This is a genomic window from Nocardia anocheti, from assembly GCF_029675105.1.
Lineage (GTDB): Bacteria > Actinomycetota > Actinomycetes > Mycobacteriales > Mycobacteriaceae > Nocardia.
The window spans coordinates 791411-815198 of record NZ_JAQQFV010000001.1; the positions used below are offsets into that span (position 1 = coordinate 791411).

At 68.8% G+C, this 23788-nt stretch carries 21 protein-coding genes; 15 read left to right on the forward strand and 6 right to left on the reverse strand.

The annotated features are described in order from the left end of the window. Positions 1–53 precede the first annotated feature (53 nt). The 4 genes from QC180_RS03805 to QC180_RS03820 form a co-directional block, all read right to left on the reverse strand. Positions 54–4346, reverse strand: a complete 4293-nt coding sequence (locus QC180_RS03805) for an alpha-(1->3)-arabinofuranosyltransferase (RefSeq protein ID WP_278261128.1) — start codon at positions 4344–4346, stop codon at positions 54–56. A gap of 79 nt (positions 4347–4425) precedes the next feature. Further along, positions 4426–4596, reverse strand: coding sequence for a DUF2613 domain-containing protein (locus QC180_RS03810; protein WP_022566695.1), 171 nt, complete (start codon positions 4594–4596; stop codon positions 4426–4428). Positions 4597–4663: 67 nt separating this feature from the next. Then, positions 4664–5782 carry an isochorismate synthase gene (locus QC180_RS03815; protein WP_278261129.1) on the reverse strand — a complete coding sequence of 373 codons (1119 nt, stop codon included), beginning with the start codon at positions 5780–5782 and terminating at the stop codon, positions 4664–4666. Between the two features lie 47 nt (positions 5783–5829). Continuing rightward, positions 5830–6300: a universal stress protein gene (locus QC180_RS03820; protein ID WP_278261130.1), complete on the reverse strand. Its 471-nt coding sequence runs from the start codon at positions 6298–6300 to the stop codon at positions 5830–5832. A 124-nt stretch (positions 6301–6424) separates the two neighbouring features. On the opposite strand from QC180_RS03820, the gene QC180_RS03825 reads away from it, so the two are divergent. From QC180_RS03825 to QC180_RS03835, 3 genes are all read left to right on the forward strand, one after another. Then, positions 6425–7591 carry a glycoside hydrolase family 3 N-terminal domain-containing protein gene (locus QC180_RS03825; RefSeq protein ID WP_278261131.1) on the forward strand — a complete coding sequence of 389 codons (1167 nt, stop codon included), beginning with the start codon at positions 6425–6427 and terminating at the stop codon, positions 7589–7591. An 85-nt stretch (positions 7592–7676) separates the two neighbouring features. Continuing rightward, positions 7677–8276 (forward strand): TetR/AcrR family transcriptional regulator, encoded by a 600-nt coding sequence (locus QC180_RS03830; RefSeq protein WP_278261132.1) that lies wholly within the window; start codon positions 7677–7679, stop codon positions 8274–8276. A gap of 77 nt (positions 8277–8353) precedes the next feature. Beyond that, the gene (locus QC180_RS03835; protein ID WP_278261133.1) at positions 8354–9559 is read left to right on the forward strand and encodes a DUF5685 family protein; all 1206 of its coding nucleotides are present in this window, start codon (positions 8354–8356) and stop codon (positions 9557–9559) included. 7 nt (positions 9560–9566) lie between these two features. On the opposite strand, the gene QC180_RS03840 is transcribed toward QC180_RS03835, so the two are convergent. Continuing rightward, positions 9567–11435: a VanW family protein gene (locus QC180_RS03840; RefSeq protein ID WP_278261134.1), complete on the reverse strand. Its 1869-nt coding sequence runs from the start codon at positions 11433–11435 to the stop codon at positions 9567–9569. A gap of 308 nt (positions 11436–11743) precedes the next feature. On the opposite strand from QC180_RS03840, the gene gnd reads away from it, so the two are divergent. The 7 genes from gnd (at position 11744) to QC180_RS03875 (ending at position 17117) form a co-directional block, all read left to right on the forward strand. Then, positions 11744–12775 carry a phosphogluconate dehydrogenase (NAD(+)-dependent, decarboxylating) gene (gnd, locus tag QC180_RS03845; RefSeq protein ID WP_278261135.1) on the forward strand — a complete coding sequence of 344 codons (1032 nt, stop codon included), beginning with the start codon at positions 11744–11746 and terminating at the stop codon, positions 12773–12775. A gap of 246 nt (positions 12776–13021) precedes the next feature. Then, positions 13022–13723: a hypothetical protein gene (locus tag QC180_RS03850; RefSeq protein ID WP_278261136.1), complete on the forward strand. Its 702-nt coding sequence runs from the start codon at positions 13022–13024 to the stop codon at positions 13721–13723. 85 nt (positions 13724–13808) lie between these two features. Then, positions 13809–14783 carry an alpha/beta hydrolase gene (locus tag QC180_RS03855; RefSeq protein WP_278261137.1) on the forward strand — a complete coding sequence of 325 codons (975 nt, stop codon included), beginning with the start codon at positions 13809–13811 and terminating at the stop codon, positions 14781–14783. Between the two features lie 86 nt (positions 14784–14869). Further along, complete coding sequence (locus tag QC180_RS03860; protein WP_278261138.1) at positions 14870–15106, forward strand: hypothetical protein; 237 nt, start codon at positions 14870–14872, stop codon at positions 15104–15106. Between the two features lie 90 nt (positions 15107–15196). Next, positions 15197–15418 carry a hypothetical protein gene (locus QC180_RS03865; protein ID WP_278261139.1) on the forward strand — a complete coding sequence of 74 codons (222 nt, stop codon included), beginning with the start codon at positions 15197–15199 and terminating at the stop codon, positions 15416–15418. 305 nt (positions 15419–15723) lie between these two features. Further along, positions 15724–15924, forward strand: a complete 201-nt coding sequence (locus QC180_RS03870; protein ID WP_278261140.1) for a helix-turn-helix domain-containing protein — start codon at positions 15724–15726, stop codon at positions 15922–15924. After that, entirely contained in the window at positions 15921–17117 is a 1197-nt protein-coding gene (locus tag QC180_RS03875) for a type II toxin-antitoxin system HipA family toxin (RefSeq protein WP_278261141.1), read from the forward strand. The genes QC180_RS03870 and QC180_RS03875 overlap by 4 nt, the downstream gene beginning before the upstream one ends. Positions 17118–17180: 63 nt before the next feature. Here the strand turns inward: QC180_RS03875 and QC180_RS03880 are convergent, their stop codons facing one another. Continuing rightward, positions 17181–18515 (reverse strand): acetyl-CoA C-acetyltransferase, encoded by a 1335-nt coding sequence (locus QC180_RS03880; RefSeq protein WP_278261142.1) that lies wholly within the window; start codon positions 18513–18515, stop codon positions 17181–17183. A gap of 172 nt (positions 18516–18687) precedes the next feature. Between QC180_RS03880 and QC180_RS03885 the strand changes: the two genes are divergently transcribed. The 5 genes from QC180_RS03885 (at position 18688) to QC180_RS03905 (ending at position 23746) form a co-directional block, all read left to right on the forward strand. Next, positions 18688–20046, forward strand: a complete 1359-nt coding sequence (locus QC180_RS03885; protein WP_278261143.1) for a 3-oxoacyl-ACP reductase — start codon at positions 18688–18690, stop codon at positions 20044–20046. Then, the gene (locus tag QC180_RS03890) at positions 20046–20915 is read left to right on the forward strand and encodes a MaoC family dehydratase (RefSeq protein WP_278261144.1); all 870 of its coding nucleotides are present in this window, start codon (positions 20046–20048) and stop codon (positions 20913–20915) included. Before QC180_RS03885 ends, QC180_RS03890 begins: the two co-directional genes overlap by 1 nt. 126 nt (positions 20916–21041) lie before the next feature. Beyond that, positions 21042–21731 carry an LppU/SCO3897 family protein gene (locus QC180_RS03895; RefSeq protein WP_278261145.1) on the forward strand — a complete coding sequence of 230 codons (690 nt, stop codon included), beginning with the start codon at positions 21042–21044 and terminating at the stop codon, positions 21729–21731. A 430-nt stretch (positions 21732–22161) separates the two neighbouring features. Beyond that, the gene (locus QC180_RS03900) at positions 22162–22725 is read left to right on the forward strand and encodes a hypothetical protein (RefSeq protein WP_278261146.1); all 564 of its coding nucleotides are present in this window, start codon (positions 22162–22164) and stop codon (positions 22723–22725) included. A gap of 757 nt (positions 22726–23482) precedes the next feature. Beyond that, positions 23483–23746 (forward strand): hypothetical protein, encoded by a 264-nt coding sequence (locus tag QC180_RS03905; protein ID WP_278261147.1) that lies wholly within the window; start codon positions 23483–23485, stop codon positions 23744–23746. The last annotated feature ends 42 nt before the right edge of the window (positions 23747–23788 follow it).

A 23788-nucleotide genomic window follows, 5' to 3' on the forward strand; every position in this document is an offset into this window, starting at 1 on the left:
CAATCAGCGGGGTCGAGCTATGGCCGAATCCCGATGCGCTCGCTCGACCGCTGTCAGTCGCGGCGGCGGGGGAGTGCGGCGAGGCCGACCGCGATGACGGCCAGGACCGCCGGTGCCTGCGCCCAGATGGACCCGCCCATATACGGCGTCCCGGAGCGCCAGGTCCCCGTCGACAACGCCGCCGCCGAGATCAGCGTGCCCACGCCCGCGATCCACGGCAGCGCCTCGGCGGTCATCCGAGGCCGGAAACGACTACACGCCAACCCGATCACCGTGAACGCCGCACCGATCGGCCCGCTGATGACCGCGATCGCACCGGTGAGTCCGACCGCGCCCACCCAGCGCACACCCCAGGTGGTCGGCGCGGGACCCGGGTCGGGTAGCGGACGTCGACGCGGAATCGCCAGCAGCGCAAGGGGAATCAACAGCAACAGGCCACCGAAGATCGACAGGCGATACCACCGGTCGGCCGGGAACGAGACGGTGATCTCTCCGCTGGTCCCTTCTGGAATCAGCCAACCCTGCTGCCACCCGTCGACGACCACCGGCGCCAGCTCGACCCCCGATGCGGACCGCGCCTCCCAGCCCACATTGGTACTGAGCGGCAGCACCAACAGCCGGGTGCCGGAGGAATCACCACCAGGAGCCTTCTCGACCGTGTCGCCGGGGAAGTCGGAGCCGGGATCGCTCGGCGTGCCATCGGGGCCGAGAGAGGGGCTGTCCGGTGCGGTGTCTCGGCCGTCGGCGGGAATCGGTGAACCCGCCCCGTCCTGGTCGACAACGGCGGGCCCACCCGGGTACGGGTCGGTGCGGTGCAGGCGCAGACGGTCGACCGTGAAGAGTTCGGTCGGCACGACGGTGAGGTCCGGATGCCCCGGCAGCAGCTCGATATCGGCGGCATCCTCCTCGCACGGGCGAGCGGAAACCGGTGCACCGGAACGGAACTCGTCGGCGGTCGCGGTGATCGTCGTGTGGACGGCGCGCCCGCCGACCGCGATCACCGGACCCGCCTCGCAGCCGATGGTGACCAGCCGATCACCGGGCGCCGGAGCGGGATAATCGGGTCCGAGCACCTCGACCTCGGCCAATCCGGGCGGCTGGGTGAGCACGAAGCCCAGCGCCGTGCGGTCGAGCACCTCGCGCCAGGACCGGATGCTGATCTCCACCCGATCGGTGACCGTGGGATACAGCGAGATCCGCGCGGGCTCACCGTGTTCGCGGTCGGGCAGTTCGCGCACCTGCGGCCCGTTGCCGAGGTTGACCACCACGCTGGTGGCGGTGGCGGGCAGGCCGCCGAGGGCGGTGGTGATGTCGAGTCCGGTGACTTCGGCGGGCTCCGGAAGCTCCAGTACCAGTGTCGGTTTGCCGCCGAGCGGTTCGCGCACGGTGGATTCCGGTGCGGTCCAGGTGGTCTTCGGGTCGCCGTCGGTGGCGGCGAAGGCGGCGCCGCGCAGATCGGCCACATCGGCCTTGCCCCGGGCGACCGGTCGGGTGGGATCGGTGAGCAGCGCCTCGAGTGCGGGTCCGGGTCGGGTGCGCACGGTCAGATCGGTGCCGACGGTCAGCGGTTCCGGCACCGCCAGGGTGCGGTTGAACACGCCCGGTTCCTCGGCGGGCAGGCCGAGACCCTTGCTGCAGTGCACGCGTCCGGGGCCGTCGAAACAGTTGCTGCGCCCGGGGAACTCCTGTCCGAGGTCCCAGCCGCTGGGTACCGTTCCGGCGGGGACGTCGGGCAGCACGATCCGGTGCCGGACGTCCACCCGCACCGGCGCCTCGCGATTGGTGTAGTCGTCGAGGGTCAGTTCGCTGATGCCGAACTGTCCACCGGCGGTACCCGTTTCGGTGCGCGCGGCGGTGATCATCACCCACTCGGTGGACCCGGCGGGCAGCGGAACCGCCACCGGCTCACCGGGTTCGGTGATCCGCGCCGAGACGGTGCCGCGCGGCGTGCGCACCTCGACCCACTTCACCGGATCGCCCAGCGCCGCCGCCGTCGTGGTGAAGCGCAGCGAGCCGGAGGTGATCGGCTTGTCCAGATCGAGCCGAATCCATTGTCCGAGAGCGGGTTCGGACCCATTGCTGATCCAGGCGGTACTCGGATCGCCATCGACGGCCGCAGCGGTGGAACTTCCCGGTGCGGCGCCGCCGATCTGGGTGGCGTCGGCGGCCGAGCTCGACGCGGTCACCTTCGCGCCCGACCATTCACCCTGCACCAAACCGGCGCCATCGACGGGATAGTCCGGCACCAGGTTGTGGGTGCGCCGCGCGTCGTCGGCGGCGCGGACCGCGGAGTTGTGATTGTCGACCCGGCCGAAATCGGACTCACGGTCCATCGGCGTATCGGTCAGCAGAACCGGGCGCGGCGGGAGTCCGGCGCGGCGGGCGTCGGCGTCGAGAAGTACGGGTGCGGTGGGGTTTTCGTCATCGCGACGGACCCGCTCGAGTACCTCGGGTCCACCCTTGACCACCGGCACCGAGTCGAGCGGCACGGTGTAGGCGCCGGGGAACGCGGGCGGCGCGCCGGTGCCGCTGCGCACCTCGACCGGGGTGCCCGGGCCCGGCACCTCGACGCGGTAGATCTCGATCGCGGGATAGGGCGGCAGAAGATCGTTGTCGACCACCAGGCCCTCGTCGGCGGCGCGCGGGCCGATGGGCGCGCCGAACTCAGCCACCTTCGTCAGCCCCGGCGAGCCCTCGATCGTGGCGTGCGCCAGCATCGGTCGGGTGGAGCGCGAGGTCTCGGGGTCGAGGTCGTTGCGCAGCACCAGCACGCCGATGCCCTGGTCGGCCAGGGTCGCCGCCAGCCCGGAGGACGGCCGTCCGTCGGCGATGAGCCGCTGCACGGAGTCCATGGCGCGGATGGTGCCAGGTGGGTTGAGCGGCACCGAATCCCGGACCGCCCAGGGTGTTTCGGCCAGAGCCTGGAGGGGTTCGTCGCGGGTGAGTCCCCAGATCTGGCTGCCGAAGGGCGCGCCGGGGACGATCAGCGCGCGCGTATCGGCGGCATGGTCGGCCAGCCACTGCGCGGTGTCGGTCCAGTACTTCGGCACCTCGTCGTAGGCGCCGCGCGGGGCGAGCCTGCCGGTCCAGGCCAGCGAGGTCGCCAGGGTGAGCGCGGCCAGGATCAGCGCCGCCACGGCGACGAGCCGATCTCGCTCCGGATGGGCGAACGCCGACACCCAGCGGCGCAGCGGCGCCGAAGCGGGCAGGGCCACCCGGCCGAGCAGATGGGCCAGGCCCAGCACCAGCGGCAGCCGGATCAGCGGCTCGAGCTTGTGCACATTGCGCAGTGGCGCGCCGCCCGCGTCCAGGAAGACCCGCACCGATTCGGCGAACGGCCCGCCCATGGTGCCGACATACCCCGCGCAGATCCCCGCCAGCCCCACACACAGGATCAGCACGATCCGCCCGCGATAGGGCATGGACTTGCGCGCCAGCCCGGCCATGCCCGCCGCCGCGAGCAGCCCGGTGGCCAGGACGGCGGCGGGCTGGGTCACCAGCACCGCACCCGCGATGCGCTCCGGGGAGACGAACGGCGTCCAGCTGTCGGTCCCGCGCAGCACCTCGCTCAGCGACGCCCACTGCGTGGTCACCCCCGAGGACTCGATGTAGTCCAGGAACGGCGGACTCACCTTCCCGAGCAGCAGCAGCGGCACCACCCACCAGAAGGTCGCCAGCACCAGCAGCGGGATCCAGGCCCGCGTGAACTGCCACCACGCCCGGTTCGGCCGATACGAGGCCCACCACAGCGCGGCGGGCAGGAACGCCGCCACGGTCGCGACCGCGTTCACCGACCCCATCAGCGCCAGCGCGAGCGCACTACCGGCAGGGGAGAGCGCGCCGCCGCGCCGGAGCACGGGGGCGTCGTCGTCGCGCCCGCGAGTGCGCGCCCGCACCGCCACCCCCAGCGCGGCGGGCGCCAGCAGCACCCACGGCGCCAGCATCATCGGCAGCGTCTCCGAGGAGATCGAGCCGAGCGTGGTGAGCACCCGTGGTGAGAGCGCGAAGGCGATACCGGCGATCACCCGTGACCCGCGCGCGCCGATCCCGAGCGTCTCGCAGAGCTTGACGATGCCCCAGAACCCCGCGAGCAGCAGCAACGCCCACCAGACGCGCTGGGTCACCCAGGCGGGCAGGTGCAGCAGATGACCGGCGGAGAAGAAGGTGCCGTGTGGGAAGAAGTAGCCGTACGCCTGATTCTGGACCTGGCCCATCGGGGCCTGGCTGTTCCACAGATGCGAGGCCCGCGCGAGGAAACCGAGCGGGTTCTGCGCGAGATCGTATTTGGTGTCGGCGACGGTGAGGCCGGGCGCCTGCGCGAAGGTCAGTACGAAGGCGGCTACCACCGAGCCGACGAACCAGCGCCAACCCAGTGGCGCCTTGTTCAGTTGCCCCGAAGCGGGGCGCGACGCGCGGGCGTCGGGCTCAGCGGCTGCCGTATTCAGGGGCGTTGAGCAGCGAGGAATCCTTGTCACCGCTGCGGTCGATCGAGGGCGCCGTGTTCTGCTGCACCGCTGCCGTGATCGCGAAGACGGCGATTGCGCTCAGCAGGGCGCCGCCGACCGCGCTGGCAACAGCCGGAACAGCAAACTTCATCGCGCACTCCAATACGCTCGACGTCGGGCCTTTCCTCCGGCCAACCTAGCAGGTGCGAGCCCGTTGGTCAGTCTTCGGGCAGGTGACAATCCAGCGCGCCGAGCAGCGTGCGGAGTTTGGCCGTGGTCTCGGCCAGCTCGGCCGCCGGGTCGGAGTCCGCGACGATCCCGCCGCCCGCGCTGGCCCGCAGGCCGCGCCGGTCGGCCGAGAGCTCGCCGCCACGGATCGCCACCAGCCACTCCCCGTCGCCGTCGGCCGCGCACCAGCCCACCGCGCCGCCGTAGAACCCGCGCCGTTCGTCGGCGGTGATCGCGGCGAGCGCGTCATCGAAGGGCGTGCCGTTGACGGCGGGTGTCGGATGCAACAGCAGCGCCAGTTCGAGCGCGGTGGTCGACGGATCACGCAGCACGCCGTGGATGGGGGTGGCCAGATGCCACACCTGCTCGGTGCTCATCAGTTCTGGTGAGTCCGGGATGTGCAGTTCGGCGCACACCGGCGTCAGCTGCTGGCGGATCCACTCCACGACGTATCCGTGCTCGTCCCGGTTCTTGCTGCTGGACAACAGTTCTCGGGCCTGCTCGGCATCATCGGCCGGATCGGCGAGCCGGGGAAGCGTGCCCGCCAGCGGATGCAACGACACCCGATCGCCGTGCCGTTCGACCAGCACCTCGGGCGTCGCGCCGAGCAGCGTCTCGCCCGTCCGCCCGGCCACACTCAGATCGACGGCGTAGACGGCGGCTCGCGGATGCGCGGTGATCAAATGCGCCGCGACGACTTCCGGATCCAAGGGGCCCGCCGCCTCGGCGAGCACCGTCCGCGCCGCGACGACCTTCGCCAGCGCGTTGTCCGGGTCGCCGAGCTGCTCGACGAGCTTCGCGACCCGCGCCACATGCTCAGCCGCACTGGGTATTTCGGCGACAACCTGGACGTCGGGCAACTCCGGCACAGCGGCAGGACGCCACGGCCCAGCCGTGTGGGCGAAGGTCTCCGGCTGCCAGAGCGCCGCGGGCTCCCTCGGATCGAAGGGCAACGCGCCGACGATCTGGGTTGCTCCGGGCCGCGCCGGATCGCCGGTGGCCCGCCACCTCCGCAAGGCCGCGACCGCGTCCCTGGGATCGGCGAAACTCGCCACCACCCCCGACGCGCGCACCACCGAGTCGGGTCGAGCGAGCAGGAATCGGTTCATGGTCTGTCGACCCTAACGCCGCCCGCCGACGTGAACAGCGACCCAGCTCACTGCGGTGGTGGCGGCACCAGGAACACCGGTCGATGCCCGTGCTTGAGCACCGCCTCGGCCACACTGCTGTGCAGCAGCGCGCGCAACCCGCTCGCACCCCGCGTCCCCGCCACGATCACGTCCACATCCAGTTCGTCGGCGCAGTCCACGATGGCGTTCCAGATGGTGGTGGTGCACTCGGCGGTGCGCGGCTCGGCGACGATCCCCGCGAGTTTCGCCAGGTGCACGCCCTCGGCATTCACCTTGCGCGCCTCGACGTAGGCGATGTCCTCGAGTTCCTCGTCGGGCACCCAGTCCGGCTGCATCACCCCGGCCAGCCCGGAGATGCGGGCCGCCTGACGCACCATCGGTTCCCACGCGGTGAGCAGGATCGCGCGCTCGGCGCTGAGGAAGCGGCCCGCGTACTCGATGGCCCGCTTGGCGTGTTCGGAACCGTCGTAGGCGATGAGCATCCGATCGCAAGCCATGACGACCTCCTGCGCAGGTCCAGCGTCTTTGGCACCAGGTTACCCCCGCCGCGGCCGGCGTAATCGCAAGCTGTTCTCAACCTGTTGCGATGTGATGCGGGCAAGCCGGGCTACCGTGGAGCACATGCGGAAATCGCCTGTGGTCGTGTTCGCAGTCCTCGCCGCCGTCGCCACCGCCTGCTCGGGAGGATCGTCGTCCGAGACGACGCCCGCGGCGAGCAGCGGCGCCCCGTCCTCGGCCGCCCCCGGCGAGGCGAGCCCGGTGGCCCCGGTCCCCAAGGACTGCGGCGCGGACTACCTCGCCCAGTTCAGCCAGCGCGAGAAGCTCGCCCAGCTGCTCACCGTCGGCATCACCGGCTCCGACGACGCCACCAACGTGGTGACCAGCGAGCAGGTCGGCGGCATCTTCGTCGGCAGCTGGACCGATCCCAGCCTGCTGGACAAGTCCCAGCTCGACGCGGTGAAGGCGCTGGCCAAGGTGCCGCTGATGGTGACCATCGACGAGGAGGGCGGTCGCGTCTCGCGCGCGGCCAAGGTCATCGGCGCGATCCCCTCGGCCAGGGAGATCGCCCAGACCGACACGCCCGAGCAGTACTACCAGGACACCCTGGCCCGCTCGAAGGCCCTCAAGGACCTCGGCATCACCGTCAACTTCGCCCCCGACGTCGACGTGAGCAGCCAGCCCGACGACAGCGTGATCGGCGACCGTTCCTTCAGCGACGACCCCGCGGTGGTCACCAAGTTCGCCGACGCGTACATCCGCGCGTCCAACGAGGTCGGCCTCGGCTCGGTCATCAAGCACTTCCCCGGCCACGGTTCCGGCTCGGGCGATTCGCATACCGGCGCGGTCACCACCCCGCCGCTGTCGGAATTGCAGAACAAGGACCTGGTGCCGTTCCGCGATCTGGTCGGCTCCGGCGCCGCCGTCATGGTGGGCCATCTCGATGTGCCCGGCCTGACCGATCCGGGCGTGCCCGCCAGCATCAGCCCGGCCGCCATGTCGCTGCTGCGCGAGGGCACCGGTTACGGCGCCGCCCCGTTCGACGGCCCGATCTTCACCGACGATCTGGGTGGCATGGCCGCCATCACCGCCCGCCTCTCGATCGAGGAAGCGGTCGAGGCCGCGCTGGTCGCCGGTGCCGACAATGCCCTGTGGATCAGCACCAGCGCGGTGCCGCAGGTGCTCGACCGTTTGGAACAGTCGGTGGCGAGTGGCAAACTGCCCGCCGACAAGGTCGACGCGTCGGTGCTGCGGATGGCGCGCTACAAAGGCGCTCCACTGCCCTGCTGAGTGGCGTGGCGACTGTGCGGCAAATGGGCACGGGTGAACTTACCTTGGAGTAAGATAGAGGTTCACCCTGCGGTAGGAGTAGTGGATGGCGGGCGGAACGAAGCGACTTCCCCGTGCGGTTCGTGAGCAGCAGATGCTCGACGCCGCGGTCGAGGTATTCGCGCGCAAGGGCTTCCACGACACCTCGATGGACGCCATCGCGGCCGAGGCCAAGATCTCCAAGCCCATGCTCTACCTGTACTACGGCTCCAAGGACGAGCTGTTCCGTGCCTGCATCCAGCGCGAGGGCCTGCGCTTCATCGAGGCCGTCGCGCCCGCGGGCAACCCGCAACTCACCCCGCACGAACAGGTCCGCACCGCGCTCGAGGGCTTCCTCGATTTCGTCGACCGCAACCGTCAGTCCTGGCAGGTCCTCTACCGTCAGGCAATCGGTCAGCAAGCTTTCGCCTCCGAGATCGACAATGCCCGCGAGCGCGTCATCGAGCTCACCGCCAAGCTGCTGGAATCCAGCGCCAAGCACGCCGAGCCCGGCACCAATTTCGAGGTCGTGGCCGCCGCCGTGATCGGCGCGGGCGAGGCCATCGCCGATCGGGTCGCCGGTGGCCGCATCGAGGTGGCCGAGGCGGTCGATCTGCTCGACGATCTGGCCTGGCGCGGTCTGGCCGGTCGCAAGAAGAACGACTAGCGCTTGCGAGAGTCCCGTCGGCCTGCGAATGTGCTCGGCTAGGAGTTTCTCGGCAGACGGGGTGGGAAGTGTTCGGCATGTTGAAGCCGTGCGCGCACGGCGCGGCGAAGTACGGCATCGATCCGGGGCAGTGGCAGGCACACATGTGCGGGCTGTGTCTCGGCCTGCGCGACGGTGACGGTCAGCTGGCCCGTACCGCCACCAATACCGACGCCATCGTGCTGAGCGTGCTCACCGAAGCGCAATCCGGCGGCGCCGATGCCCGCACCACGGCCGGGCCCTGCCCCCTGCGTGGAATGCGCCGCGCCTCGGTCGTTTCCGCGAACGCCCCGGGCGTGCAGCTGGCCGCCACGGCGTCATTGCTGTTGGGAGCGGCCAAGATTCGCGACCACATCGACGACGGTGACGCCGCCGCCCTCGCCCGCCGCCCCCTGCGCGCGATGTCGACCGCGTGGACCGCCCACGCCCTGCGCCGGGCCGACGGGATCGGCCTCGACGCGCGCCCACTGCTGCACGCCATCGCCGACCAGCCCCGCCTCGAGGCGCTGGCGGCGTCGATCGATCGCGGCGGCGCACCCGCGACCGGTCCGCGGGCCGAGGTCACCCTCGACGAGCTCACCGGCCCCACCCAGCTCTGCGCGGCCACCCTCTTCGGCCACACCGCCACCCTGGCGGGTCATCCGGAAAACGTTGCCGCCCTGGAGAAGATCGGCCGCCACATCGGTCGCATCGCCCACCTCGCCGACGCCATCGAGGACCGCGAACGCGACCTCGCACGCGGCCGCTTCAACCCCCTCGAAGCCACCGGCACCGACATGCCCCGCGCCTACCAACTCGTGCGCGAGAGCGAGCGGATCATCCGCCGGACCGCCGCCGAGGCCGAGCTCGACCAGCTGCCCACCGTGCGCTGGGCCCTGCTCGACCCACTGACCGCGCTGCTGCGCCGCCTCGGCACCGGCCTGGGCCTCGTGGTGGGCCACGCCTGCCGCACTTCCGCCGCGGCCCAGCCGCATTCGTCACACCAGGCACCGCAGCGACCCGGCCCCACCCGCCCCGGATCGTTCAAGGCGGGCGGGGTGATCCTCGGCCTGTACTGCACCGGTCTGGCCTGCTGCTTCGACCACACCAGCCCGTGCACCGGTGAGCACAAGGAGGCGTGGGTCAAGCGCTGCGACTGCGGCAGTTGCTGCGACTGCGGCAGCGCGTGCGGCGACTGCTGCAGCTGCTGCGGTGACGACGGGTGCTGCGGCGACTGCGACTGTGGATGCGACTGCGGCTGCTAGGAAATCCTCACTCGCACTTGACCACCGGGATCGGGTCGTACTTCACCGTGCGGGTGTGCCGCGACACCTGGGCACCGGTCTTGCGATCGGTGATCACCCGGGTGTCGGAGATGGTGAAGCCCGGCGCGCCCTCGGTCGCGATGCAGTCCTTGCCCTTGGGCAGGGTGATCTCGTTGGGCTCGGTCGGCTTGGTCTTCTCGCCGGTGATCGACTCCACGTCAACGGTTTTCGTGCCCCACAGGCGCACGGTGATATCGGAGCCGGTGGCCACGGTCTGGATGTAGACGCCGGTCGGGTAGGTGTTGCGGAAGGCCAGGTCGATCGCGCCGTCGAAGACCGTCGCCTCGCGGGCGGCGGGGTAGCGCGAGATGTAGTAGCTGTGCTCGGTGTGCCCGGCGTCTTCCATCCCGGCGAAGTAGGCGGCGTTGTAGAGGGTGGTGGCGAACTGGCTGATGCCACCGCCGACCGCGGTGCTCGGCCTGCCCTTGTCGATGATCCCGGACTCCACATAGCCCTCGGCCGCGGTGCGCGGGCCGGTGAACTCGTTGAGCGAGAAGGTATCTCCTGGCTTCACCACCGCGCCGTCCACCTTGGCGGCGACGGTGCGGATGTTCACCCCGGACGGTCCGCTGAAGCCACCGGTGGTGAACTCGCCGACCATCTCGGTGATGCCGAGACCTTCGGCGGCCTCGGTGGTGAGCTTGGGTTCGATGCGCTCGTAGTCAGCGGCCACGGTGCGCTCGCCGTGCAGGCTCAGCAGCGCGGGCAGCTTCTCCAGAGTCTTGACCCAGTCGACCTTTTCGCCCACCACGGCGGGCACCACGGTCGGCTTGCCCGCGCCGACGGTGAAGGTGGCGTCCTTGGGTTCGATCTCCGAGGGCGCCAATTGCGGTGCGAGCGCGGCGATCACGGCGTCGGTGTCGATCTTCGGGGCCAGGCCGCCGTTGCCGTCGGGCACGAAGCTGAGCACGCTGGCGATCTGGGTGGGGGAGAGCTCGGCGCGGATGTCCTTGCCGGACACCACGATCGGCGCGGCGATGGCGGGATTCGCGATCTGCGCCAGGGCCGCCTGCACGGCCTCGATCCGCACCGCAACCGGCGCCGCCACCACCGGCAGTTCGAGCTCGTCGCCCTCGGCCCAGTGCGCGGTGATCTCGGCGCGCGCGCCCTCGGTGTCGAGCACCCGGCCGGGCACCGGCGCGACCGCGACGGGCGTGCCGTTGTCGAAGCGCACCGTGCCCTCGACGGTCGGGTTGTCGTGGGTGCGGAACAGTGCGAGCTGCTCGTCGAGCGCGGCGGCGTCGACGGTGCTGGCCACCTCCACCTCGCGGCTGCCGAACAGCGAGACGAGTCGACTCACCGGATTGAGCGGTTGGTCGCCGACCGCGTCCCAGGTGCCGTCCCAGTCCACCTGCAGACCCGCCGTGGCGGGCACCATGCTCGCCCGCACGTCACCGATGCGTACCGCCAGCGGCTGCTCGGCGCGCGGGCCCAGCTGGTCGTGCAGCAGGGCGTCGGCCTCGGCCTTGTCCATCCCGCCGACGTCCACCCCGGCCACCACGGTGCCGCGCGGCACCTCCCCGGCGCTGAAGGCCAGGTCGGCCAGGTAGGCCGCGGTGCCGACGGCCAGCACCGCGCCCACCGCGAGACCGATCCGCTTGATCAGCTGCTGCTGGTCGGCACCCGGCTGGACCGGGGGCTGCGTGCCCGCCGGGGGCCGCGCGTTCGACCAGCGGTCACGGGTGACGGTGCTGAGGGGCTGGGTGGGCAGGGCGGTGGTGTCGGCATCGAAAGTGCGATTTGCTTCGAGCAACTTGCGTAGTCCGACCTCGCCCCTTCGGTCGGCCGGTCGTCCGGCGGTCGACTCGGTGGGCACGGAGGTCCTTCCGTCGAATTGTTCAGCTCCCGATGTTTGCGGGGCCCCGGCCAAGGGTAATGCGCGTCGGCATTCTCGGCAGCCCGGCGATCGGGGGCGGACGTACGAAGGCTCCGCGTAGTTGCCGGGTCGGGGGTCTGGCAACTACACGGAGCCGATCTGTTTATCGCGCCCCGATCGGGGGCGTTACAGCCGTTTCGGAGGAATTTCCGGACGGTAGGTGACGGCCGCCAGTCGGCGGCGGGCACCCGCGCGCGACAATCGGGGGTGAGACTCGCCACCACGGACCGGACAACGAGGGAGAACTGATGCAGCTGGGAATGATCGGCCTCGGCCGGATGGGTGCCAATATCGTGCGCCGCATCGTGGCCGACGGGAACACCGCGGTGGGTCACGAGCGCCATCAGGGCCACATCGACGAACTCTCGAAGGAACTCGGCGACAGCTTCCAGGGCAGCACCGACCTGAAGGAGTTCGTCGGCATGCTCGACGCCCCCCGGGTGGTCTGGGTGATGATCCCCGCGGGCGCGACCGGCGCCGCGATCGACGAGCTGGCCGAGCTGCTCGAGCCGGGCGACATCATCATCGACGGCGGCAACAGCCGCTACCACGAGGACATCAAGCGCGCGAAGGCGCTGGCGCCCAAGGGCATCCACTACCTCGACATCGGGACCTCCGGTGGCGTGTTCGGTCTGAAGCGCGGCTTCTGTCTGATGATCGGTGGCGAGGCCGAGCAGGTGCGCTACCTCGAGCCGCTGTTCCGCTCGATCGCCCCCGGTGTCGACGCCGCGCCGCGCACGCCCGGTCGCACCGGCGAGCCGACCCCGTCCGAGCAGGGCTGGCTGCACTGCGGTCCGGCCGGTGCGGGCCACTTCGTGAAGATGGTGCACAACGGCATCGAGTACGGCGCGATGTCGGCCTACGCGGAGGGCCTCAACATCCTCCAGCACGCCAACATGGGCGCCGCCCACGGTGACGGCGAGCACTCCGCCGAGGAGACCCCGCTCGAGCACCCCGAGTACTACCAGTACGACCTGGACATCCCCGAGATCACCGAGGTCTGGCGGCGCGGCTCGGTGGTCGCGTCCTGGCTGCTCGACCTCACCGCGGGCGCCCTGTTCGCCGACCCCAACCTGGACTCGTTCAGCGGCCGGGTGTCCGATTCCGGCGAGGGTCGCTGGACCATCGACGCGGCCATCGACACCGCGGTCCCGGTTCCGGTGCTCTCGGCGGCGCTGTTCCAGCGCTTCTCCTCGCGCGGGGAGGCGCTCTACGCCGACAAGATGCTCTCGGCCATGCGCAAGGCGTTCGGCGGCCACAACGAGCTGCCGGAGAAGTAGCCCGCCCAGGCACCTCGACGAGCGCGACCGGCCCTCCGTCCCACGACGGACGGCCGGTCGCCGAATTTTCGGCCAGATCCGGACGCCGCCGAAAATTCGGCATGCTACCTGCGACAACGCCGCTGTGTTTGTAAAACGATTATGTTCCACAAAAGTGAGAACACGTTCCTGTTTTCCCGGACAACCGTCCAGTCCGGCCGCTACGGTGTCGCCAGAAGGGGGCGATTCAGGGCTTTGGAGGAAAACATGATCCGGACTTCGCGCTTGGCCGCAGGCGTCGCCACCACCGCGCTGGTCGTCGCCGGTGTCGGCGTCGGCCTCGGCACCGGCGTCGCGACCGCCGCGGGCAGCTGCGCGGTCAGCAGCCACGCGACCAAGAAGGACGCCAGCACCGTCGGCGTCACCCACGTCTACGACAAGGTCGCCAGCGCCGAGCAGATCGGGGTGGGCACCACCGTCACCTACAAGGTGATCGTCGGCACCACCGGCATCGGCAACCCCTACGTCAACACCATCACCGACTTCCCGCCGACCGGCTTCGGTGCCCCGCTCGAGACCACCATCACCGCGTACCACGCGATCGGCGGGCAGGTCACCGAGGACGTCACCCCCGTTCCCAATGCGGGCGGCTGGAAGGTCACCTCCACCGGCTGGTTCGTCAATTCCGGCAACCCGGTCACGCTCACCATCACCTACCCGGTGCCCGACAGCGTCAAGGCGGGCCAGCAGATCACCAGCGGTGGCGTGGGCGTCGCGGGCACCGTGGGTGTCGGCAACGAGATGCCCAATCTCACCGCCTGCTTCACCGCGCGCGCGGCCAATCCCGGCGAGACGGTGATCGGCAGCCTGGGCGACAACGGCCTCGGCTCCTCGGATGGCCAGCTGAGCTCCACCGGCTCGGTCTCGGACATCCTCTCCGACGTGCTGCGCAATCTGATCGGTAGCTGATCGCGTAGCACCAGGCCGCCGGGACGATTCGCGCTGTCGTCCCGGCGGCTCGGCCGTATCCCCCCGCTGTGAAGGAATCCCCGCCGTGCTCCTCCGTGCCCTGGCCGCCGCCGCGGCCCTGCTGCTGTTGTCGACCGGAACGGCGGGCGCCGACACCGCGCGCCTGGACCACATCGAACGGCCCGGTCAACGTCAGCAGACGCTGCACGTGTACTCCGCCGCCATGGACCGGGTGATCCCGCTGCAGGTCATCACCCCCTACGACACCAGCGAGCCCCGCCCCACCCTGTACCTGCTCAACGGCGCGGGCGGCGGCGAGGACATCGCGAACTGGTACACCCAGACCGATATCGTGCAGTTCTTCGCCGACAAGAACGTCAATGTGGTGACCCCCGCGTCGGGCAAGTTCTCCTACTACACCGACTGGCAGCGCGACGACCCGAAGCTCGGCCGCCACCAATGGCAGACCTTCCTCACCGAGGAACTGCCCCCGATCATCGATGCCACTCTGAACACCACCGGCGTCAATGCCATTGCCGGACTGTCGATGTCGGCCACCGCGGTCCTCAATCTGGCCATCGCCGCCCCGGATCGCTACCGCGCCGTCGGCGCCTACAGCGGCTGCGCCTCGGTCGCCGACCCGATGGGTCGCGCCTACGTCGACTTGGTCTTCGCCCGCGCCGGTGCCGATCCCGCCAATATGTGGGGCCCGCCCGGCGACCCGGCCTGGCGCGCCAACGACGCCTACCTGAACGCGGAAGGCTTGCGCGGCAAGGCGATCTACCTCTCCAGCGCCACCGGCCTGCCCGGCATCGCCGAGCAGATCCCACCCGGCGCCAGTCCCGGCAAGATCATCGGCCTGACCGATCAGATCCTGCTCGGCGGCGCCATCGAGGCCGCCACCAACCTGTGCACCCAGCGTCTGGCGGCCCGCCTGCACGAGCTGAACATCCCCGCCCAGACCGTCTTCCGCCCCGCGGGCACCCACACCTGGAAGTACTGGGAACAGGACCTGCACAATTCCTGGCCGCTGCTCGCCGACGCTATCGACGCGCACTAGTCAAGCCCCCGAAAGTTATGCGGAACAACAACTTCGAGTCACCCGATGTGTTGGTTAGCTCCGCAAAGTTCTCGAAAGGCTAGTCAATGCACCGTCGTATGGCCCGAATCCTCGTAGCGTCCGCCGCCGTCGCTGGCATCGCCGCGGGCGGCATCGCCCCCGCCCTCGCAGCCCCCGCTCCCGCCGCCCCCGCCGTGATCGCCGAGTCCGGCTCCGCGGACACCGGTTCCGCCCTCATCGACATCCCGCTCGGGCTCGCGAAACTTCTCATCTGTGGCCCCTGGGGCGCCGCCGAGCCGCACCCCAACCCGATGTGCCGCTGACCCGGACGCACGGCGGGTGACCACCCGCCCGAACCGGCCCTGAGTCCCCGATCTCCCATTACGAAACCTTCAGCCCCGAAAGGCTCCCTCATGCATCGTCGTCTGGCCCGTCTCCTGGTCGCCACCGCGGCCATCGCCGGTATCGCCGCGGCCGCCCCCGCCGCCATGGCCGCCCCCACCCCGACCGTCATCGCCGAATCCGGCTCCGGTGGCACCGGTTCCGCCCTCCTCGACGCCCCCATCGGCCTCCTGAAGGTCATCCTCTGCGGCGGCACCGCAGGCACCCACCCCATCCCCTTCTGCAACAGCTGACCCGAAAAGGCCGCGGCGGCACCCACAATCGGATGCCGCCGCGGCCTTTCGCTGTGTGTGACTACCGCTCGATGATCGCCACGACGCCCTGGGCGGCCTTCGTAGGCAGCGGCCATGGTCCACCGTGCTGCAGCGCTGTATGACTGTCGCACAATCGGCAGAATTCTGCCGAATCTGCCTGTGGGTTCTGTTGCTCTCTGACTTGCGTCAACAATCGGCAGAATCTTGCTGAAATTTCTTCCTGCGAGGTAATCTTCTCCTTGTTCGGGGCAGTTCGGCAGAATTCTGCCTATGATGGGAGGCCGGTGGAGCTGTTGAGGGAGATCGGCGCCTGCATTCGTGCCGAGCGTCGCAGACTTGCGCTGACCCAGGAACAACTCGCGGAGATCGCCAACACCTCCACACGGACAGTGCGCGACATCGAGCACGGTGCCGGCTCGACCGGCATCGGGACGGTGGCTGCTGTCGCCGGGGCAGTGGGGCTGACGTTGCGGGTATCGCGATGACGGACCTGGAATCATTGCGGCGAGTGGGTAGTGCCGATGTCTACAAGGCCGGCCGCCTAGCGGCCTCGATCAACCGGACAAGTGTCGGGGGGACCGAGTTCGCTTACGTACCGGGTTATGCCGGTGAGCCGGTGGCATCCACCCTTCCGGTCGGCACCGCGGTGGTCAGGAATGAATCGGGCTCGCTGCCGCCGTTCTTTGCCGGTCTGCTCCCAGAAGGGCACCGTCTGACGGTTCTGCGCCGGGCTGTGAAGACCAGCGCTGACGATGAACTCAGTCTGCTGCTCGCCGTTGGTTCGGACGTCCCAGGCGACGTTCAGGTCATCCCTGTGGGCGAAGAGCTTGCAGATGGCCCAGCGCTGGCCGATTGTGCCTCGGCCGAAGACTTGGACTTCGACCGGCTGATCGACGATGTCGACCGGCAGGCAATTCCCGGCGTGCAGAACAAGGCGAGTGCGTCGATGATCAGCACGCCGGTCGCGGCTGGATTCGGTCGATTCATCCTGAAGTTGTCGCAGTCGGGCTTTCCGCACCTGATCGAGAACGAGGCGGCACACCTGTCTGCCGCGCGGGTGATGAAACTCCCGGTCGCGAAAGCGGATCTCGTGAATGACAGGGGTGGCCGACCCGGCCTCCTCGTTCGCCGGTTCGATCGCACCTATGAAAATGAAGGGTGGCAGCGACTAGCGTTCGAGGACGCTACCCAGGTCCTGGGACTACCACCATCGGCCAAGTACAACATCGACGCTGTCGATGTTGTCGCGGCGGTGGCGGGGATAGCTGGAGCGCCACTGGTAGCCGTACGAAACCTGTACTTGCAGTACTTGTTTGCCTGGCTCACCGGCAACGGTGACCTGCACGGCAAGAACATCGGGGTGTTGCGGGACGTAGTCGGGCGTTGGGAGATCGCACCGATCTACGACATCCCGTGCACCCTGATCTATGGTGACGAATCGATGGCGCTGCCGATCGCAGGGCGAACGAAGAACCTGCGAGTGAAACACTGGCTGGATTTCGCGTCGGAGATCGGACTGCCCCGCAGAGCTGCGGTCTCCGCACAGCGCCTTGCCCTACGAGCATCTGCCACAGTTGATTTCGAGCGTCTGCCATTCAGCGGTTCGCCGAGAAATCGAGCAGTGCGCGAGCTGCGGTTGCGTCGCGCCGAACTGGAGCAGTCGTTCGAGTCCTGCTGAGAACGCCGACGGCGGGTACTGCCGATTATCCCAGGAGTACCCGCCGCGGCCTTTCGCTGGTGACTACCGCTCGATGATCGCCACGACGCCCTGGCCGCCCGCGGCGCAGATGGAGACCAGCGCGCGGCCGGATCCCTTCTCCGCCAGCATCTTCGCGGTCGAGGCGACGATGCGGCCGCCGGTGGCGGCGAACGGGTGGCCCGCGGCCAGCGAGGAGCCGTTGACGTTGAGCTTGCTGCGGTCGATCGAGCCCAGCGCGCCGTCCAGGCCCAGGCGCTCCTTGCAGTAGGCGTCGGACTCCCACGCGGCCAGGGTGGCCAGCACCACCGAGGCGAAGGCCTCGTGGATCTCGTAGTAGTCGAAGTCCTGCAGGGTCAGGCCGTTGCGGGCCAGCAGGCGCGGCACCGCGTAGGTGGGCGCCATCAGCAGGCCGTCGGGGCCGTGGATGTAGTCGACCGAGGCGACCTCGGTGTCCACCAGGTGCGCGAGTACCGGCAGGTTGCGCTCGGTGGCCCACTCCTCGCTCGACAGCAGCACCGCCGACGCGCCGTCGGTGAGCGGGGTGGAGTTACCCGCGGTCATGGTGGCGTCGCCCAGCTTGGTGCCGAACACCGGCTTGAGGGTGGCCAGCTTTTCCACGGTCGAGCCCGGACGCAGGTTGTCGTCGCGGGTCAGGCCGAGGAACGGGGTGATCAGGTCGTCGAAGAAGCCCCGGTCGTAGGCGGCGGCCATGTTCTTGTGCGAGAGGTAGGCCAGCTCGTCCTGCGCCTCGCGGGCGACGCCGAACTCCTTGGCGGTGATGGCGGCGTGCTCACCCATCGACAGCCCGGTGCGCGGCTCGGCATTGCGCGGGATCTCGATGCCGAGGAACGAGGGGCGCAGCTGCCCGACCAGCTTGAGCCGGTCCTTGTTGGTCTTGGCGCGGTTGGCGGTGAGCATCCACTCGCGCATGTCCTCGCTGACGCCGATCGGCGCGTCGGAGGTGGTGTCGGTGCCGCCGCCGATGCCCGACTCGATGCGGCCCAGCGCGATGGCGTCACCGACGGTCGCGATGGACTGCAGCCCGGTGCCACAGGCGAGCTGCAGGTCGTGGGCGGGGGTGTACGGCGAGAGCTTGGAGCCGAGCACGCTCTCGCGGATCAGGCTGTGCTCGCCGACCTTCTTGAGCACCGCGCCACCGACGACCATGCCCAGGCGCTCGCCCTGCAGGCCGAACCGGCTGACCAGCCCGTCCAGGGTGGCGGTGAACATGTCCTGGTTGGAGGCCTTCGCGTAGGCCTTGTCGGACCGAGCGAACGGGATGCGGTTACCACCAACGATGGCGACCGGACGCGCGGTCTTCGCGGTCTTGGCGGTGGTCTTGGCCTTGGCCGTCGCCGAGCGGGCTTTGCTTGTCACTCGAGTTCTCCATGGTCTCGTCGGTTCCGGGTACGCCGGGCGTATCGGTTTACATTAAACTTACTCTGGAGTAAGTTCGTTTGTCGACACCGTACCCGCAAATGTGATTCACACGGGGGACACTGGGCGAGCACGGTCATACAACACGTCGAGCACAGAGAAGGTAGGAACAGTGGCAGCCAAGAGCAAGGGCGCACCCAACCTCTACGGATCCTTCATCCACTCCGCCCCCGGCGCGTTCCTGGCGAGCAAGCTGGGCCTGCCCCAGCCCGCTCAGCTGCGCCGATACCAGGCGGGCGAGCCCGCCCTGCCGGGTCCGGTCCTGCTGGGCGGCAAGGGTCGCCTCGCCGAGCCGGTCCGCGCACTGCTGGCCGCCGATTACACCGTCGCCGATGCGCTCGACTCGGGCACCAAGTACGGCGCCCTGGTCTTCGACGCCACCGGCATCGACTCCATCGAGGGTCTGTCGCAGCTGTTCGAATTCTTCCAGCCCGCGATGCGCAGCCTCGCACCTTCGGGGCGTGTCGTCGTGCTCGGCACCACTCCCGAGCTCGTCGGCTCGGTCGACGCGCAGATCGCCCAGCGCGCGCTCGAGGGCTTCAGCCGCTCGATCGCCAAGGAACTGCTGCGCGGCGCCACCGGCCAGCTGGTCTACGTGCACCCCGAGGCGGGCGCCGCGGCCACCGGCCTCGAGTCCACCCTGCGCTTCCTGCTCTCGGGCAAGTCGGCCTTCGTCGACGGCCAGGTCATCCGGGTCGGCAAGGACGACTCCACCGCCCCCGCCAGCTGGGACAAGCCCCTCGCGGGCAAGGTCGCCGTGGTGACCGGTGCCGCCCGCGGCATCGGCGCCACCATCGCCGAGGTCTTCGCCCGTGACGGCGCCACCGTCATCGTGGCCGACATCCCCGCCGCCGGCGAGGCCCTGTCCGAGACCGCCAACAAGGTCGGCGCCACCGCCCTGGCTCTCGACGTCACCGCGCCCGACGCCGCCGAGCGCCTGGCCGACTTCGCCACCGAGCGCTTCGGCGGCATCGACATCGTCGTGCACAACGCCGGTATCACCCGCGACAAGCTGCTCGCCAACATGGACGAGGGCCGCTGGAACTCGGTCATCAACGTCAATCTCGCTGCGCCGCACCGCATCACCTCCGGCCTGGTCGCCAAGGGCGTGCTCAAGGAAGGCGGCCGCGTGATCGACGTGTCCTCCATCGCGGGCATCGCGGGCAACCGCGGCCAGACCAACTACGGCGCCTCCAAGGCCGGTGTCATCGGCATGGTCGACGCCGAGGCCCCGCTGCTGGCCGCGAAGGGCATCACCATCAACGCCGTGGCCCCCGGCTTCATCGAGACCGCCATGACCGCCGCCATCCCGGTCGGCACCCGCGAGGCCGGTCGCCTGATGAGCTCGCTGCTGCAGGGCGGCCAGACCGTCGACGTCGCCGAGACCATCGCCTACTTCGCCAGCCCGGCGTCGAACGCGGTGAGCGGCAACGTGGTTCGCGTCTGCGGTCAGAGCCTGATCGGCGCCTGATGACCCAGACCATCACCCTCGCCGAGGTTCCGAAGAACGGCGGGCTCTACGCGAAGGCTGCGCTGGGCGCCGTCCCGCTGCCGGGCCCGCTCTCGGGTCGCAAGCCGACCCTGCCCGACCGCCGCGTCGTCCTCGACGGCTTCCAGGTCGATCCCGATCACCTGGCCGCCTACTGCCACGCGACCGGTCTGCGCTTCAGCGACACCCTGCCGCTGACCTACCCGTTCATCCTGTCGTTCCCGCTGATGATGGAACTGCTTGTGGCACGGGACTTCCCGTTCACCGCAGTCGGCTCCGTCCATCTCGAGAACGTCATCGAGCGCACCCGCGAGATCTCCGTCGCCGAGCCGCTCGACTTCACCGCGCACATCGAGAACCTCCGGGAACACCCGAAGGGCCTGCTGATCGACGCGGTGACCGAGATCCGGGTCGGCCGGGAACTGGTCTGGCGCCAGGTCTCGACCATGCTGCACCAGCAGCGCACCTCCCTCTCGGGCGGTCCGAAGTCGGCACCCCCCGCCGACGAGGTCCCCCCGCCCCCGCTGCGCGTGCAGCGCGTGGATCAGAAGATCATCAACCGCTACGCCGCGGCCTCCGGTGACCGCAACCCGATCCACGTCTCCGGGCTGGGCGCCAAGGCCATGGGTTTCCCCCAGACCATCGCCCACGGCATGTGGTCGGCCGCCATCATCCTCGCCACCGTCGAGGGTCGGGTTCCCGAAAAGGCCACGTACGCGGTCAAATTCGGCAAGCCCATCTTCCTCCCGTCGTCGATCAACATCTACGCCGACCAGGCAGACACCGGCTGGGACCTCTCCATCCTCCACCCCAAAAAGGGCTTCCCCCACCTCACCGCCACCCTGCGCTGAGAACGGAGCCACAGGGCCGCACATCGCCGGATGTGCGGCCCTGTTGTGCGCTGCGGCAAATCGCTCTAGTGTCTTGTCGCCCGGGCGCATTCGGCCCGGTAAGTTGCGAATGTTCGGGGGGACGCCGTGTCGGCGCCACAGGAATTCCAGTCGGCGCGTGCCGACTTCAGTACCGCCAACGGGATCTACTGCAGCATCTGCGGGGCAACACCCGCGATCCGCACACCGATCCGATCCCATCGCGGTGCCGTCATCGTCATGCAGTTCATCACCCGGCCCGGCCCGTACTGTCGCGACTGCGGAATCGCCACCTATCGCGATCTCACGGTCGAGAGCGCGCTGATGGGCTGGTACGGGCTGATTTCGGTGATCGTGAATCCGTTCATCATGTTGCAGAACATCGGCGCTGCCCGGCGGATCAACAAACTCCCACCGCCTATACCCGGTGCACCGCGCCCGCCGTTGAACCCCGGAAAGCCGTTGCTGCGCCGCGCGGGGATGCTCGGTGTCCTCATTCCCATCGTGCTGGGGACATTGCTGGCTGTGGGTCTCGTACGCGCCGAAGAGCGCTCGGCGAGCAGCGCGGCAATCGGTGACTGCGTGGTGAACCGCAACGGCAACAAGGTCGACGACGACCACCCCGACGTGGAGAAGATCTCCTGTACCGATCCCGCGGCGATGGGCAAGATCATCGCCAAAGTCGCTGGTAGCAAGGGTTCTCTGTCCGCCGGCGAGCTCCAGTGCGCGAAGTACCCGACCACAGAATTCGTCTATGTCACCGAGGAATACACGTTGTGTCTGGCTAGCCCACGTTGACTCGACGGTAATAGCGTTATGGCCCAATCGTATTGAGTCGCCTATTCGTTACCGCTATCCGACGTGATATCAATCATGGTCTAGAACGGTAGTTAGCTGGGAACTAACCTGTGTTGGGCGCCTACACCTGTCCGACGCGGCGGGATCATCCCACCCGGAACCGCCTGCGCTTAACCAGAATACCTCGAGTGCACTGCGGTGATAGCGATATGGCACCAGCACCCGATCGGCGGCACGGTGCCGTAAGCGGGTATCGATCTGAAAGCCTCGATCAGGACCCGGCATCGCGCAATCTACCCGCAAATACCCAGCTTTCGCTCAGCGAATGCCCCCAAAACATACGGCTGGGTACGCAGACAACCCCCATGTTAGAAAAATTCAGGCCGACAAACAGTCGGCAATCATGGTTCTTACCAAGGGGTTTCACTTCATGAAGAAGATTCGTACCGTCGGCCTCGGCATCGTCCTGGCAACGGGTCTGGCCATGTTCGGCACCGGCATCGCCAACGCCGCCCCGCAGGCCCCGGCCCCGTCCGCGTACTCGATCACCGACCCCAAGCCGGGCGAGCCCGCCGAGGAAGAGGCCACCACCGGCTCCGCTGACGGCCTGGCCGCCCTGCTCGAGGCCCTGGTCACCGGTTCGGCCGGTGGCGACGATGCGACCGACCCGACCGATCCGCCGGTCGAGACCACCGCAGGCGCGATCACCGACCCCAAGCCGGAGGAGCCCGTCGAGGAGCCGAGCACCGGCTCCGCTGACGGCCTGGCCGCCCTGCTCGAGGCCCTGGCGACCGGTTCGGCCGGTGGCGACGATGCGACCGACCCGACCGATCCGCCAGTCGAGACCACCGCAGGCGCCATCACCGACCCCAAGCCGGGCGAGCCCGCCGAGGAAGAGGCCACCACCGGTTCCGCTGACGGCCTGGCCGCCCTGCTCGAGGGCCTGCTGACCGGCTCCGCCGGCGAAGAGGACCCGGCCACCGAGACCGACTGATAGCAAGCGAGCGATAGTGAATGAATGCCCCGCCTCTCCGGCGGGGCATTTCGCTGTTTCCGCCGCCCCATCTACCCGCACGGCAGTCGTTTGAACAATGAGCTCGAGCCGAGCGGAACGATTACAGCCGAGTCTCGCCGATCGGCCACTGCGGCATCGCTGTTACAGGAATTCGCTGTGAGATTACCCATTGATGAGCTGGTGCTTTGCTGAAACATAGCAGTGTGGTCGGGTTCTCGGAATTTTGGTCTACCGACCGGTGCTTTGTTTGGTGAGCTAATAGATTGCTGTGCCTGGTCGATAGTGGTGCAATCAGTATTGCCTGAACGTCAATACTCGCGCCGAGAGATTCGGGCAACACGTCGGCATCCGAACATCTCGGTATCCGAATTCGATGCGACTCCAGTCGTACCCGCGCGCGTGCTAGAACTTCACCTGCACGACCGGGTGACGGATCCTATGGTCGCCCAACGCGTTTCACCTGATGATTCTTTGTGCGAGAAGTGGTGTGGAGGAAGCGTTGAAACGAACAGCGGCAATCGTGATGGCAGCGGCGGCGTGGTCGGTGATCGTCCTACCTGGGTTGGCCGGTGCCGACACGGGGAGTGGTGGTACCGGCAGTGGTGTGATCGACACCGGTAGTGGAATTCTCGGCGATCTGCTCGATACGGGTAGTGGGATTCTCGGTGGGAGTTCCAGTGGGTCCTCGGAGACTGTGCAGCCGTGCAACAGCTCGACGAAATCCGGCGGGGAAGGGGTGACGACCACCTCGCATCAGCTCGGCGTCACCGGGCCGACCTCGTTCGTCCTGTCCTACGAGACCCTGAACATCCCCGACCGAATCCAGGTCTTCTACGAGGGCGGGCAGGTGTTCGACACCGGCTACATCGGTGACAACATCAACCAGGGCACCGGCTCCGCGGTCGTCTCCCTCCCGTCCGGGTCCGCCACCACGGTGACAGTCCGCGTGAGCGGCCAGGACGACACCCAGTGGGAGTACACGGTCAACTGCCCGTCCTGAGCGACGAGTGACGAAATGCCCCGTCGGCGCCGGCGGGGCATT

Bases quoted from the DNA above. Each gene is read 5' to 3' on its own strand.
- QC180_RS03810 (WP_022566695.1), bottom strand. From the start codon at position 4,596: ATGAAGTTTGCTGTTCCGGCTGTTGCCAGCGCGGTCGGCGGCGCCCTG.
- QC180_RS03815 (WP_278261129.1), bottom strand. From the start codon at position 5,782: ATGAACCGATTCCTGCTCGCTCGACCCGACTCGGTGGTGCGCGCGTCG.
- QC180_RS03820 (WP_278261130.1), bottom strand. From the start codon at position 6,300: ATGGCTTGCGATCGGATGCTCATCGCCTACGACGGTTCCGAACACGCC.
- QC180_RS03825 (WP_278261131.1), top strand. From the start codon at position 6,425: ATGCGGAAATCGCCTGTGGTCGTGTTCGCAGTCCTCGCCGCCGTCGCC.
- QC180_RS03830 (WP_278261132.1), top strand. From the start codon at position 7,677: ATGGCGGGCGGAACGAAGCGACTTCCCCGTGCGGTTCGTGAGCAGCAG.
- QC180_RS03835 (WP_278261133.1), top strand. From the start codon at position 8,354: ATGTTGAAGCCGTGCGCGCACGGCGCGGCGAAGTACGGCATCGATCCG.
- gnd (WP_278261135.1), top strand. From the start codon at position 11,744: ATGCAGCTGGGAATGATCGGCCTCGGCCGGATGGGTGCCAATATCGTG.
- QC180_RS03850 (WP_278261136.1), top strand. From the start codon at position 13,022: ATGATCCGGACTTCGCGCTTGGCCGCAGGCGTCGCCACCACCGCGCTG.
- QC180_RS03860 (WP_278261138.1), top strand. From the start codon at position 14,870: ATGCACCGTCGTATGGCCCGAATCCTCGTAGCGTCCGCCGCCGTCGCT.
- QC180_RS03865 (WP_278261139.1), top strand. From the start codon at position 15,197: ATGCATCGTCGTCTGGCCCGTCTCCTGGTCGCCACCGCGGCCATCGCC.
- QC180_RS03875 (WP_278261141.1), top strand. From the start codon at position 15,921: ATGACGGACCTGGAATCATTGCGGCGAGTGGGTAGTGCCGATGTCTAC.
- QC180_RS03890 (WP_278261144.1), top strand. From the start codon at position 20,046: ATGACCCAGACCATCACCCTCGCCGAGGTTCCGAAGAACGGCGGGCTC.
- QC180_RS03900 (WP_278261146.1), top strand. From the start codon at position 22,162: ATGAAGAAGATTCGTACCGTCGGCCTCGGCATCGTCCTGGCAACGGGT.